The organism is Streptomyces sp. NPDC057136 (genome assembly GCF_042670885.1).
Lineage (GTDB): Bacteria > Actinomycetota > Actinomycetes > Streptomycetales > Streptomycetaceae > Streptomyces.
In genome coordinates, this window is sequence record NZ_JBHUUV010000040.1 from 26,037 (window position 1) to 38,812 (window position 12,776).

Genomic DNA, 12,776 nt, shown 5'->3' on the forward strand with positions numbered 1-12,776 from the left:
GCCTAGCTCTTGGCCGCCGCAGCCTTGGTGGCCTTGGCCTTGGTGACCGGCGCGGTCACGGACTTCGCCGAAGCGTCGGCCGCACCATCGGCAGAGACCACCGCATCGGCGGCGGGCTCGATCGCCGGAGTCTCGGGCCGTACACCGATACCCAGCTTCTCCAGGATCTTCTTCTCGATCTCATTGGCGAGATCGGGATTGTCCTTGAGGAAGTTGCGGGCGTTCTCCTTGCCCTGGCCGAGCTGGTCGCCCTCGTACGTGTACCAGGCACCGGCCTTGCGGACGAAGCCGTGATCGACGCCCATGTCGATCAGACCGCCCTCGCGGCTGATGCCGTGGCCGTAGAGGATGTCGAACTCGGCCTGCTTGAACGGCGGCGCGACCTTGTTCTTGACGACCTTGACCCGGGTGCGGTTACCCACGGCGTCGGTGCCGTCCTTGAGCGTCTCGATCCGTCGGATGTCGAGACGCACCGAGGCATAGAACTTCAGCGCCCGGCCACCGGTCGTGGTCTCGGGGGAGCCGAACATCACACCGATCTTCTCGCGGAGCTGGTTGATGAAGATCGCGGTGGTCTTGGACTGGTTGAGCGCGCTGGTGATCTTGCGGAGCGCCTGGCTCATCAGACGGGCCTGCAGACCCACGTGCGAGTCACCCATCTCGCCCTCGATTTCGGCCCGCGGCACCAGGGCCGCGACGGAGTCGATGACGATCAGGTCGAGCGCGCCGGAGCGGATCAGCATGTCCACAATTTCCAGCGCCTGCTCACCGTTGTCCGGCTGGGACAGGATGAGGTTGTCGATGTCGACACCGAGCTTCTTCGCGTACTCGGGGTCGAGAGCGTGCTCGGCGTCGATGAAGGCCACCGTGCCGCCGAGCTTCTGCGCGTTCGCCACGGCGTGCAGCGTCAGCGTCGTCTTACCGGAGGACTCCGGCCCGTACACCTCCACCACACGGCCGCGCGGCAGACCGCCGACGCCAAGGGCGACGTCGAGCGCGGTCGAGCCGGTGGGGATCACCTCGATGGGCTCGTTCGGCCGCTCACCGAGGCGCATCACCGCGCCCTTGCCGAATTGCCGTTCAATCTGTGCGAGTGCGGCGTCCAACGCCTTCTCGCGGTCGGTTCCTGCCATGGGTTCCACCCGATTTGCTTGAGTCGATCGCTTCACGTCAATGACGCTAACCCCTGCCACTGACAATGGGCCTCGACGTCCTCCCGGCCTGTGGACAACTCCACGGTCGGGCCCGGGAAAACCCGACCGGAATCTCATGAGAATGGATGTTCGATTTCGGTGTCAAGCGCACCACGCCGAACCATCCGAACGAGAGCAGCGGCTTATAACAGCGTAGATCCGGCAAGTCAATGAAGAGTGTTCGGCATCATGCTAAATTCCGGGCACATGGGGACATCTCTCGTAGGAAAAGTCGCCCTTGTCGCGGGAGCCACACGCGGCGCGGGAAGAGGCATCGCGGTTGAGCTCGGTGCCGCCGGAGCGACCGTGTATGTGACGGGACGCACGAGCGGGTCCGAACGTTCCGAGATGAACCGGCCGGAGACGATCGAGGAGACCGCCGCTCTTGTGGACCGGGCGGGCGGCCACGGGATCGCCGTACAGGTGGACCACCTCGTCCCCTCCCAGGTCAGCAGGCTGGTGGCGCGCATCCGAAGCGAGCAGGGCGCTCTCCATCTGCTGGTGAACGACATCTGGGGCGCCCGCATCGAGTGGAACCGGTCCGTGTGGGAATCGTCCCTGGACAACGGGCTGCACACACTGCGGCTGGCCGTCGACACGCACGCCATCACCAGCCACTACGCGATCCCGCTGCTCATCGAGACGCCCGGCGGTCTGGTCGTCGAGGTGACCGACGGCACCACCGAGTACAACGCGGACAACTACCGGGTCTCGTTCTTCTACGACCTCGCGAAGACCTCGGTGAACCGGATGGCGTTCGCGCTCGCGCACGAGTTGGCACCCCACCACGCGACCGCCGTATCGCTCACCCCGGGCTGGCTCAGGTCCGAAGCCATGCTCCAGGCACACGGCGTCACCGAGGCCAACTGGCGTGACGCGATCGCGCACTCGCCCCACTTCGCCATTTCCGAGAGCCCCGCCTACGTCGGCCGCGCCGTGGCCGCACTGGCCCAGGACCCCGAGGTGGCTCGGTGGAACGGCAAGTCGCTGTCCAGTGGCCAACTGGCACAGGTGTACGACTTCACCGACGTCGACGGCAGCCGACCCGATGCCTGGCGCTACCTCACCGAGGTCCAGGACCCCGGACTTCCCGCGGACGTCACCGGGTACCGCTGAACTCGGCAGCCACGCGTCAGCCGTGTGCGTCCGTGCCGTCGCCCGGGCCGTCGCCCGGGCCGTCGGCCGGCAGCTTCCCTCCGGCAGGGCGTTTCCGCAGCAGCTGGCGCATCCGTGCCCGCACCGACCTGCCACGGCGCCCAAGACGGCCGCCGTGCATCCTCGGGTCGTCCGTCACCGCGTACCGCTTCACATACGCGCCGAGGAACGCCTGCAGCGTCGCGATCGCCGGGATCGCGATCAGCGCACCCACGGCGCCCATCAGCGCCGCACCGGCGACGACCGAGCCGAATGCGACCGCCGGATGGATGTCGACGGTCTTGGAGGTGAGCTTGGGCTGCAGCACATAGTTCTCGAACTGCTGGTAGATCACCACGAATCCGAGGACCCACAGCGCGTACCAGGGGTTGACAGTGAACGCGATCAGCATCGGCAGGGCGCCCGCCAGATACGTACCGATGGTGGGGATGAACTGGGAGACCAGGCCGACCCAGACCGCCAGCGCCGGGGCGTAGGGCACGCCCAGGATCACCAGCAGCACGTAGTGCGCGACGCCGGAGATCAGCGCCATCAGTCCGCGCGAGTAGAGATAGCCGCCGGTCTTGTCGACGGCGATCTCCCAGGCGCGCAGCACTTCGGCCTGATGCGCGGGCGGCAGTACGGAGCACAGCGCGCGGCGCAGCCGGGGGCCGTCGGCCGCGAAGTAGAAGGAGAACAGGAAGATCGTCAACAGCCGGAACAGTCCGCCGAGCACCGTCGTGGAGACGTCAAGGACGCCGGTCGCGCTGTTCTGGACGTACTTCTGCAACCAGTCGGAGTGCAGCAGGCTGTCCTGGACGTCGACTCTGGACAGCTCGGTGCGGAAGGTCTGGTTCACCCACTTGATCACCGAGTCGAGGTAATCCGGGAGATCCTCGACCATGTCGAGGATCTGGCCCGCGAGCATCGAGCCGAGCAGCACGACGAAACCGGCTGCGGCGATCAGGACGGCGATGAAGACCAGGAACGTGGCAAGACCGCGGCGCATGCCGCGCGACGCCATCCGGCTCACGGCCGGCTCGATCGCCAGCGCCAGGAAGAAGGCGAGCAGTACGTTGATCAGCAGGCCGACAAGCTGGTCGAACGCCCAGCTGCCGAGCTGGAAACAGGCGTAGAGCGCGAGCGCCAGCACCATCGCGCGCGGCAGCCAGCGGGGCATACGGACCGGGCCGGCACCGGCCGGCGGCGCGGGTGGCGCGGCCGGCGGGACGGGCGGTGAAGCGGGCGGCTGGGTCTGGGCGGTCTCGTCTGTCGGTGCCACGGGAGAAGTCTCGCCCATCCCCGTGCCATTCGGCCGCCCGCCCCGGGCGCCGTCGAGGGGAACGGCCGCGTGGCGTCAACGTCGCCCGGTACCTCCGCTCTTCCGGGGGATATCGCCGACGCTCGCCCGAGGGCCGTCCGTGCGTCCCGGAGGGGCCGTCAGCGCTTTTCGGCGGGGACGCCGACCGCTGCGCAGACCCCGCGCCAGACATCCTTCGCGTCCCATCCGGCAGCCAGCGCCTCGTGCACCGTACGGCCTCCGAGCTCGGACATCACATGATCGCGTGCGAAGGAGTCCGCGTACCCCTCACCGAAGTGGTCCGCCATCCGCTCCCAGAAAATCGTCAACCGCATGCATCCATTATCCCGCTCCTGAGAGTGCAGCCGGGCCGCCCGACCTTGTCGACAGCGCTTTCCGCTCTACGGTCGGTCCATGGCTGGAACCGGAGCACATCCACTCGCCCGCGCCGAGCAGTTCATCTGGCTCACGGCCCGCGTCCTCGAACAGCGGCGGTTCGCCCAGGAGTTCCTGGGCGGCAGCGCGGACGCGGTCGAGACCGCGCTCGCCGCCTATCTGAACGAGGACGGCGGCTACGGGCACGCACTGGAACCCGATCTTCGCGGCCCCGTGAGCCAACCGCTGCACACCGCTCACGCACTGAGCGTGCTCGACTCGATCGGCCGGTGCACCGGCATGCGGGTGGAGCGCATCTGCCGCTATCTGACCGACGTGTCGACCAAGGAGGGTGCGCTGCCTGCGATCCACCCCTCGCAGCGCGGCTACCCGGCCGCCCCGTTCATCCCCGTCGTCGACGACCCTCCCGCCGAGCTGCTCGCCACCGGCCCCGTCGTCGGGCTGCTCCACCGCAATCAGGTGTGGCACGCGTGGCTGTTCCGGGCCACCGACTTCTGCTGGGCCGCCGTCGACGCACTCGAGCAGTCCCATCCGTACGAGATCCAGGCGGCTGTCGCCTTCCTGGACGACGTCCCGGACCGGGCACGCGCCGAGGCCGCGACGGACCGCCTGGGGCGACTGGTACGCGACCAGCGGCTGGCGGTGCTGGACCCGGAGCGGCATGCGGAGTACCCGGTGGCCCCCGGATACGCACCGGGTGAACACCACTTCCCGTACGACTTCGCACGTACACCCGGATCGCTCGCCCGCGGCTGGTTCACCGACGAGGAGCTGGACCGCTCGCTCGACCACCTGGCGGCCGGGCAGCAGGAGGACGGCGGCTGGCCGGTCACCTGGCGGCAGTGGGCACCGGGGACGGCCCTGGAGGGTCGGCCGCTCGTGACGCTCCGGGCGCTCCAGACACTGCGGGCGTACGGCCGCAGCCTCAGCTGATCCGCCCCCGGGTACCGGCGCCCTTCGCCGCCGAGCCCCTTACCGTTTGCGGACACCTACCCCAGGGCGCGTACTCCTGCCGTCACCGCTACGGCGGCCCCGACGACGACCAGGAAGGGGGCGCGAAGGACCAGGGCGAGGGCCGCTGCCGCCAGACCCGCCCCCCGGGCGTCGAGGACGAGCTGCTGACCGTCTCCGAACGTCTGCTGCGCGGTGAGCGCCGCCAGCAGTGCTACGGGCAGGAGCGCGGCCAGACGTTGCACAAGGGGACGTTCCAGCGCTCCGGCGGGAACGAGCAGTCCCAGGAGCTTTGCGAGATAACAGCCGGCGGCGGTGAGCCCGATGGCGATCCAGACGTTCATCGGCTGCGCTCCTCGTCCTGCGTCACAACGGTCGTTCCGCTCTTGCGGCGCCCCATCAGAAAGAGGACGACGGGTGCGGCGAGCGCGGAGAGCAGCACCGGAAGTCCTGCGGGCAGCACCGGCAGCAGTCCCAGAACGAGCAGGACGGCAAGGCCTGCCGTGACGCGCTCCATGGTGCTCTTGAGCATCGGCGCGAGCAACGCCAGGAATACCGCGGGACTGGCCGCGTCCAGCCCCCATGCGTTCGTGTCACCGAGCGCCTCGGCGCCGAGTGCTCCCACCAGGGTGGTCAGGTTCCACAGGACGTACAGGGTGAGCCCGGTGACCGTGAAACCGATCCGGGCCGCACGCCTGGTGGGCTGGGGCAGGGTGACGGCCGTCGTCTCGTCGATGACCCACTGCGCGGCGAACGGACGTACGGCGCGAGGCAGCGCGAGCAGTTGCGAGAGCCGCAGCCCGTAGAACGCGTTCCGTACGCCGAGGAAGAAGGCTCCGGCCGCCGCGGTGTACGGGTTCCCTCCGGCTGCGAGCGCACCCACCAGAGCGAACTGCGAGGCGCCGGTGAAGACGAGGAGACTGAGCGCGCAGGTCTGGAGCAGAGTCAGTCCGGCGCCGGCCGAGGTGACCCCGAAGGCGAATCCGGAGAGCCCGACAGCGATACCGACGCCGAGCGCGTCCCGTACGACCTCCGCATCGCGCTTCGGGGCATCGGGCACCGCCGTACCGGACGTGTCCGTACCGGGCGTTCCGGTCGCTCGTGCGTCCGGGCCGTCGGGTGTGCTGTCGTCCACGCGGTCGCTTCCTGGGGGTGCTATCTGTTCTGCCACGTCCGGAACGCTACGTGGAGATGTCCGTACCGGTCTTGTACGTTCTTGCGCGGCCGCGCTGGTACGCCCCTGGTGGTACTCCCACGATCCGGGTGAAGTGACGGTTGAGGTGGGGCTGATCCGTGAAGCCGACGGCTGCGGCGGCCTCGGCGGGGGTGGTGCCCCCGTCCAGCATGCGGCGGGCCCGCCTCACCCGGGCGTCGGTGAGCCAGGTGTGCGGCGGCATCCCGTACTGCTTCTTGAACGCGCGGAGCAGCGCGAACGGACTGGTCCCGAGCTCGACCGCGAGCGTCTCCAGCGTCGGCGGATCGGCCATCCGCTCCTGGAGTGCCGCCTGGGCCCGTGCGGCATCACGGGCACCCGCCGAGTGCGGTACGAGGGTGGGCAGCACCCCACCGTGCCGACCGAGGAGCCTGGCGACCATGACGCGGAGCAGGCTGTCCGCCGCGAGGGCGTTGCCCTCCTCCGCGGCCCGGTGCACCTCGGTGATCAGCCGGGCCGCGTGCGGGTCGAGCACGCTGGTCTCGGCGAACCCGACGGTGCCGCGCAGATTCGTCATATCGGCCGCGATGTCGTTGATCACCTGCGCGGAGGGGTAGAGCGTGGCGTACACCCAGCCCTCCGGGACGCCGGCGCGGGCGGTGTGCGGCACCTCAGGATTGATCATGACCACGGCGCCGGGGCCCGCATGCACGGTGCCACCGGGCAGGCCGACGTCCTCAACCCCTCGTGTGATCGTGCCGAAGACATAGCCCTCGTGGCTGTGGCGCCGGAAGGTGTGGCGAACGTAGCGGGCCCGCAGCAGATCGAGTTCGGGCAGTTCCGCGTACTGCCAGTACCGTGCCCACTCCTTCTCCGTCCCCACTGCCGTCATACGCAAATTCTCGCAGCTCCGGGGCCCGGCCCGCGGATCCCGGTCACCGTCATGGCCGCCGTCACCGGCCGTTGTCAGTGGCGAGGTGCACGATGGGGGACATGGCCGGTACCGCACTCGATTCGTTCGCCCCCGCGACCCGCAGCTGGTTCAAGGGGGCCTTCAGCGCGCCCACAGCGGCGCAGGAGGGGGCGTGGCGGGCCATCGCCGAGGGTTCGGACGTGCTGGTGGTCGCGCCGACCGGATCGGGTAAGACCCTCGCCGCGTTCCTGGCCTCGCTGGACCGGCTGGCCGCCGTCCCACCGCCCGCCGAGGCGAAGAAGCGCTGCCGTGTGCTGTACGTGTCACCGCTCAAGGCCCTCGCCGTGGACGTGGAGCGCAACCTCCGTTCGCCTCTGACGGGTATCCGCCAGGAGTCCGTACGCCTGGGGCTCCCCGAGCCCGAGGTGCGCGTCGGAATCCGCTCGGGAGACACCCCGCCCGCAGAGCGCCGCTCCATGGCGACCAGGCCCCCCGACATCCTGATCACCACACCCGAATCGCTGTTCCTGATGCTCACCTCCTCGGCCCGGGAAGCCCTCGCGGGCGTCGAGACGGTGATCCTGGACGAGGTGCACGCCGTCGCTGGCACCAAGCGCGGCGCCCACCTCGCCGTATCGCTGGAGCGTCTCGACGAGCTGCTGCCCCGGCCCGCACGACGGATCGGCCTGTCGGCGACCGTCCGCCCGGTCGACGAGGTGGCGCGCTTCCTGTCGCCCCAGCGGAAGGTGGAGATCGTCCAGCCGCCCTCCGCCAAACAGTTCGACCTGTCGGTGGTCGTGCCCGTCGAGGATCTGGGAGAGCTCGGTGGCTCCCCCGCCACCGACAGCGGAGCCGACCAGGCCGAGAAGCCCTCGATCTGGCCCCATGTCGAGGAGCGGATCGCGGATCTCGTCCAGTCCCACCGCTCCACCATCGTCTTCGCCAACTCCCGCCGCCTCGCGGAGCGGCTCTGCAACAGGCTCAACGAGATCGCGTACGAGCGGGCGACCGGCACCGTGTTCGACGAACACGCCGCCCCCTTGCCCGGGGCCCACTCCCCGGCCGAGATCATGGCCCAGTCCGGCGCCGCCAAGGGCGCCCCCGCACTGCTCGCCCGCGCCCACCACGGATCGGTCTCCAAAGAACAGCGCGCCCAGGTCGAGGAGGACCTCAAGGCAGGGCGACTGCCCGCCGTCGTCGCCACGTCCAGCCTGGAGCTCGGCATCGACATGGGTGCGGTCGACCTGGTGATCCAGGTCGAGTCCCCGCCGTCCGTCGCCTCCGGACTGCAGCGGGTCGGCCGCGCCGGGCACCAGGTGGGGGCCATCTCCACCGGGGTGGTCTTCCCGAAGTACCGAGGCGACCTGGTCCAGGCGGCCGTCGTCACCGAGCGCATGCGCGAAGGCAGCATCGAGGCCCTGCGGGTCCCCTCCAACCCCCTGGACGTGCTCGCCCAGCAGCTGGTCGCCATCGTCGCCCTGGACACCTGGCAGGCCGACGACCTGCTCGCCCTGGCCCGCCGTGCCGCCCCCTTCGCCTCGCTCCCCGAATCCGCCTTCACGGCCGTGCTCGACATGCTCGCCGGCCGCTATCCGTCCGACGCCTTCGCGGAGCTGCGCCCCCGCGTGGTGTGGGACCGCGTCGCCGGTACGGTCACGGGCCGCCCCGGCGCCCAGAGGCTCGCCGTCACCTCCGGCGGGACCATCCCCGACCGCGGACTCTTCGGGGTCTTCCTCGCCGGGTCCGACCCGAAGAAGGGCGGTGGGCGCGTAGGCGAGCTGGACGAGGAAATGGTCTACGAGTCCCGGGTCGGCGATGTCTTCACGCTGGGCACCACGTCCTGGCGGATCGAGGACATCACCCGGGACCGGGTCCTGGTCTCCCCGGCACCCGGCGTCCCAGGCCGGCTGCCGTTCTGGAAGGGCGACCAGCTGGGCCGCCCGCTGGAGCTGGGCCGTGCGCTGGGCGCGTTCCTTCGGGAGATCGGGGGGCTGTCCCCGCAGGACGCCAGAGCAAGGCTGCTCGCCGCCGGTCTGGACGACTGGGCGGCCGACAACATCCTGTCGTATCTGGAGGAACAGGTCCGCGCCTGCGGCCACGTCCCGGACGACCGGACCATCCTGGTCGAGCGGTTCCGGGACGAGCTGGGCGACTGGCGGGTGGTCGTGCACTCCCCCTTCGGAGCCCAGGTGCACGCACCCTGGGCGCTGGCCCTCTCCGCCCGTCTCGGCGAGCGGTACGGGATGGACGCCCAGGTCATGCATGCCGACGACGGCATCGTGCTGCGCCTCCCCGACGCCGACCTGATGGGCCTCGATCTCCTGGACTTCGATCCGGTCGATCCAGCCAGGGACCCGGGCACCGGCAGTGGCGGCGAGCGGGGCCTCACCCTGCCGGACGCCGCGTTCGACAGCGACCAGGCTCCGGTCGGTGCGGCCGACGTCGTCTTCGACAAGGGCGAGATCAGTCAGATCGTCACCGACCAGGTGGGCGGCTCCGCGCTGTTCGCCTCCCGGTTCCGCGAGTGCGCCGCACGCGCCCTGCTGCTCCCCCGGCGCAGCCCCGGCAAGCGCACACCGCTCTGGCAGCAGCGCCAGCGTGCGTCCCAGCTGCTCCAGGTCGCTTCCGAGTTCGGTTCGTTCCCGATCGTCCTCGAAGCGGTCCGCGAATGCCTCCAGGACGTCTTCGACGTCCCGGGTCTCACGGAACTGATGGGTGATCTCGAAGCGCGGCGCATCCGCCTGGTCGAAGTGACCACACAGGAGCCCTCGCCTTTCGCCCGCTCCCTCCTCTTCGGCTATGTCGCGCAGTTCCTGTACGAGGGTGACTCACCCCTCGCCGAGCGGCGCGCAGCCGCCCTCTCGCTCGATTCGCATCTCCTCGCCGAACTGCTCGGCCAGGCCGAGCTGCGCGAGCTCCTGGACCCCGAAGTGCTCACCGATCTGGAGCAGGAGCTCCAGTGGCTGACCGAGGACCGGAAGATCAAGGACATCGAAGGAGTCGCCGACCTTCTCCGCGTCCTGGGCCCGCTGACCGATTCCGAGCTGGCCGAACGCGGCGCGCAGCCGCAGTGGGCGCCGGACCTGGCATCGGCCCGCCGGGCGATCCAGGTCCGCATCGCCGGAGCCCCGCACTGGGCGGCGATCGAGGACGCGGGCCGCTTGCGCGACGCACTGGGCACGGCGCTCCCCGTCGGGGTCCCCGAGGCCTTCACCGAACCGGTGAAGGACCCCCTTGGTGACCTCCTCGCCCGCCACGCCCGTACGCACGGCCCGTTCACCTCCACCCAGGCCGCCGACCGTTTCGGCCTGGGCACCGCCGTCACCGACGGAGCGCTGCAGCGGCTATCCGCTTCGGGCCGGATCGTCCAGGGCGAGTTCCACCCGGCCGGCATCGGCCAGGAGTGGTGCGACGCCACCGTCCTGCGCCGGCTCCGCCGCCGCTCGCTCGCCGCGCTCCGCCACGAACTGGAACCGGTACCCCCCGCCGCCCTGGCGACATTCCTTCCCCAGTGGCAGCACCTCGGCGACAACAGTCTGCGCGGAATCGACGGACTGGCCCGCGCCATCGAGCAGTTGCAGGGCGCCCCCGTTCCCGCATCCGCGCTGGAGAAACTGATCCTGCCGAGCCGCGTATCGGGCTATACCCCCGCGCTCCTCGACGAGCTGACGACGACCGGCGAGGTCATCTGGGCCGGTGCGGGCGCACTCCCCGGCAAGGACGGCTGGCTCTCCCTCTACCTCGCCGACAGCGCGCCGCTGCTGCTGCCCCCACCGCACCCGCTCGAGGAATCCGCACTGCACGAGTCGGTCCTGACCACGCTCTCCGGCGGATACGGCCTGTTCTTCCGCCAGATCGCCGACCAGGTCCGCGCGACCACCCACCCGGACTGCACCGACCCCCAAATGGCCGACGCCCTCTGGGACCTGGCTTGGTCGGGCCGTCTCACCAACGACACCCTCGCCCCGCTGCGCGCGCTCCTCGGCTCCGGGCGCACGGCGGGCTCCACAGCCCACCGCGCCAGACGCAGCGTCCCGCGCGGCCGTTACGGGTCACTGACCGCCGCCGCCCGTCCGGCCTCCCGCACCGGCCCGCCCACGGTCTCGGGCCGCTGGTCCCTGCTCCCCGCGACCGAGCCCGAACCAACACACCGAGCGCACGCGCTGGCCCGGACGCTCCTGGACCGCCACGGCGTGGTGACGCGCGGCGCGGTGCAGGCCGAAGGCGTCGAGGGCGGCTTCTCCGCGACGTACCGCATCCTCGCCGCCTTCGAGGACAACGGGCAGGCGCGTCGCGGCTACGTCGTCGAGGGGCTCGGAGCAGCCCAGTTCGCGATGGAGGGAGCCGTGGACCGGCTCAGAGCCGCGTCCACAGCTCGCGACCGTACGGACCCGGGCACCACCCCACGCGCAGTGGTGCTCGCCGCAGCCGACCCGGCCAATGCGTACGGGGCCGCCCTGTCCTGGCCCGAACCACCGGACGGCGCGGGACACAAACCCGGCCGCAAGGCGGGCGCGCTCGTGGTCCTCGTCGACGGCGAGCTGACGCTCTACATGGAGCGCGGCGGGAAGACCCTGCTGGCCTGGCCGACCGACCCCGACGACCCGGCACTCCGTGCAGCGGCCGAGGCCCTGGCCTCCGCTGCGCGGGCCGGAGCTCTCGGCACCGTCACGGTGGAACGCACCAACGGGGCCTCGTCCCTCACCTCACCCCTGGGCCGCACCCTGGAGGCGGCCGGCTTCCTCGCCACTCCCAGGGGCCTACGCCTCCGCGCCTGACCCGACCGCCTCGCCATCCGCGCCGCCCCGCACCCCGCACCCCGCACCCCGCACCCCGCAAAATGGAGGCATGCCCGAAGGAGACACCGTCCTGCAGACCGCCGAGCGTCTGCACACCGCGCTCGCAGGTCAGGTCCTGACGCACTCCGACCTCCGCGTCCCCCGCCTCGCCACCGTCGACCTGACCGGCCGGAAGGTCCTCGACGTCACCCCGCGTGGCAAGCACCTCCTCACCCGTATCGAGGGCGGTCTGACCCTCCACAGCCACCTGCGGATGGACGGAGTCTGGCGCGTCTACGCGGCGGGCGAGCGCTGGCGCGGCGGAGCCGCCCACCAGATCCGCGCCGTCCTCGGCAACGAAGTCCACACAGCCGTCGGCTACCGCCTCCCCGTCCTCGACCTTCTCCGCACCCGGGACGAGGACAAGATCGTCGGCCATCTCGGCCCCGATCTGCTGGGCCCCGACTGGGACGCCGACACCGCTCTGCGCAATCTGCTCGCCGACCCGGACCGCCCGCTCGGGGAAGCGCTCCTGGACCAACGCAATCTCGCGGGCATCGGCAACGTCTTCAAGTGCGAGCTCTGTTTCATGGCCCGTGCCACCCCCTGGCTCCCCGTCGGCGCACTCCCCGCCACCACCGCCGCCCGCCTGGTCACCACCGCCAAGCAGCTCCTCGAAGCCAACCGCGACCGCCCCACCCGCACCACCACAGGCCCGACACCCGCCGCAGGCGCCTCCCGCACCGGCACGCACACGCCCGCCCATACGCCCACCCGCGCACCCACCCGAGCCCGCCCTCAGGAACACCTTTACGTGTACGGCCGCGAACACCGCTCCTGTCTGCGCTGCGGCACACCCATCAGGAAGGCCGACGAAGCCGGCCGCCCCACCTACTGGTGTCCGCGCTGCCAAGCAGGCCCCACACCATAGTTGACGGTCCATCAGATTCGGTCGTAC

10 protein-coding genes are annotated in these 12,776 nt (G+C 70.6%); 4 read left to right on the plus strand and 6 right to left on the minus strand.

Annotated elements, in window-relative coordinates; all coding sequences use genetic code 11:
• Positions 1–2: 2 nt before the first annotated feature.
• Positions 3–1,133, minus strand: coding sequence for a recombinase RecA (gene recA / locus ACFT7S_RS32715; protein ID WP_382738125.1), 1,131 nt, complete (start codon positions 1,131–1,133; stop codon positions 3–5).
• Positions 1,134–1,400: 267 nt separating this feature from the next.
• Here recA and ACFT7S_RS32720 point away from each other — a divergent pair, with 267 nt between their 5' ends.
• A complete protein-coding gene (locus tag ACFT7S_RS32720) occupies positions 1,401–2,309 on the plus strand; it encodes an SDR family oxidoreductase (RefSeq protein ID WP_382738128.1) in 909 nt (302 codons plus the stop codon).
• A gap of 16 nt (positions 2,310–2,325) precedes the next feature.
• Here ACFT7S_RS32720 and ACFT7S_RS32725 read toward each other — a convergent pair whose 3' ends face one another.
• Both ACFT7S_RS32725 and ACFT7S_RS32730 read right to left on the minus strand, forming a co-directional pair.
• Complete coding sequence (locus ACFT7S_RS32725) at positions 2,326–3,507, minus strand: AI-2E family transporter (RefSeq protein WP_382738188.1); 1,182 nt, start codon at positions 3,505–3,507, stop codon at positions 2,326–2,328.
• Positions 3,508–3,767: 260 nt separating this feature from the next.
• On the minus strand, positions 3,768–3,962 hold the full coding sequence (locus ACFT7S_RS32730; protein WP_382738131.1) for a DUF3046 domain-containing protein: 195 nt from the start codon (positions 3,960–3,962) through the stop codon (positions 3,768–3,770).
• A gap of 79 nt (positions 3,963–4,041) precedes the next feature.
• Between ACFT7S_RS32730 and ACFT7S_RS32735 the strand changes: the two genes are divergently transcribed.
• A complete protein-coding gene (locus ACFT7S_RS32735) occupies positions 4,042–4,956 on the plus strand; it encodes a hypothetical protein (protein ID WP_382738134.1) in 915 nt (304 codons plus the stop codon).
• A gap of 56 nt (positions 4,957–5,012) precedes the next feature.
• Here the strand turns inward: ACFT7S_RS32735 and ACFT7S_RS32740 are convergent, their stop codons facing one another.
• From ACFT7S_RS32740 to ACFT7S_RS32750, 3 genes are read right to left on the minus strand one after another with little or no spacing between them, the layout of a single operon-like run.
• Entirely contained in the window at positions 5,013–5,318 is a 306-nt protein-coding gene (locus ACFT7S_RS32740; RefSeq protein ID WP_382738137.1) for an AzlD domain-containing protein, read from the minus strand.
• Positions 5,315–6,145, minus strand: coding sequence for an AzlC family ABC transporter permease (locus ACFT7S_RS32745; RefSeq protein WP_382738140.1), 831 nt, complete (start codon positions 6,143–6,145; stop codon positions 5,315–5,317). Before ACFT7S_RS32745 ends, ACFT7S_RS32740 begins: the two co-directional genes overlap by 4 nt.
• 10 nt (positions 6,146–6,155) lie before the next feature.
• Entirely contained in the window at positions 6,156–7,019 is an 864-nt protein-coding gene (locus ACFT7S_RS32750) for an AraC family transcriptional regulator (protein WP_382738143.1), read from the minus strand.
• 101 nt (positions 7,020–7,120) lie between these two features.
• On the opposite strand from ACFT7S_RS32750, the gene ACFT7S_RS32755 reads away from it, so the two are divergent.
• On the plus strand, positions 7,121–11,818 hold the full coding sequence (locus ACFT7S_RS32755) for a DEAD/DEAH box helicase (RefSeq protein WP_382738146.1): 4,698 nt from the start codon (positions 7,121–7,123) through the stop codon (positions 11,816–11,818).
• Between the two features lie 70 nt (positions 11,819–11,888).
• A complete protein-coding gene (locus ACFT7S_RS32760) occupies positions 11,889–12,749 on the plus strand; it encodes an Fpg/Nei family DNA glycosylase (protein WP_382738149.1) in 861 nt (286 codons plus the stop codon).
• The last annotated feature ends 27 nt before the right edge of the window (positions 12,750–12,776 follow it).